1 pseudogene is annotated in these 640 nt (G+C 21.9%); it reads left to right on the plus strand.

The window, feature by feature from the left end:
- Positions 1-640, plus strand: a pseudogene (locus tag CD172_RS13060) (AAA family ATPase); the annotation flags it as partial.

Below are 640 nucleotides of genomic sequence, written 5' to 3' on the forward strand. Positions count from 1 at the left end.
TTTTGATTATCTTAAAGATGTTGAAAAATCAATTAATCAATTATCGGATAATTATGAAAAATATTTATCAAATATTGATTTATTTGTTAATGAATTAGGTGTCCAAAAGTTGGAAGAAGAAAATTTGGGAAACTCAATTGAAGAAATTAAGAGAATTTTAAAACAAAAATTAGGAAATATGGAGAATGATAATCTTAAATTTCCTACTGATAATTACATGGCATTAATAAGTAGATTATCCGAAATTGAAGAAGAATGTAATGAAAAGCGGGAAATAAAACTTAAAGAATTAAATAAAAAAATAGAAAATATAAATGTAATAGTTACTGGTTCTATAAGTTTAGAAATATTAGAGAATCAAAGTATTAAAGAAGAACTTTTAAGTATACAAAATGAAGAAAATGATTGTAAGAAGAAAGAAAAACAAAATGAGGAGATTAATGCAAAAATATCGAAATTACATGAAAGTCAATCGGATTATAATGATTTTAAAAATTACTTAAATGGCGTATTTGAAAGTATTAATTTACATTTTAGGTTGGAATCTGATGAAACTACAAAAAACTATTATCTTTATCATAATTTAGAAAATGTATCACTAAATATAAAAAATATAAGTGAAGGAGAGAAAAATCTAATA

It is taken from the genome of Staphylococcus agnetis, assembly GCF_002901865.1.
Lineage (GTDB): Bacteria > Bacillota > Bacilli > Staphylococcales > Staphylococcaceae > Staphylococcus > Staphylococcus agnetis.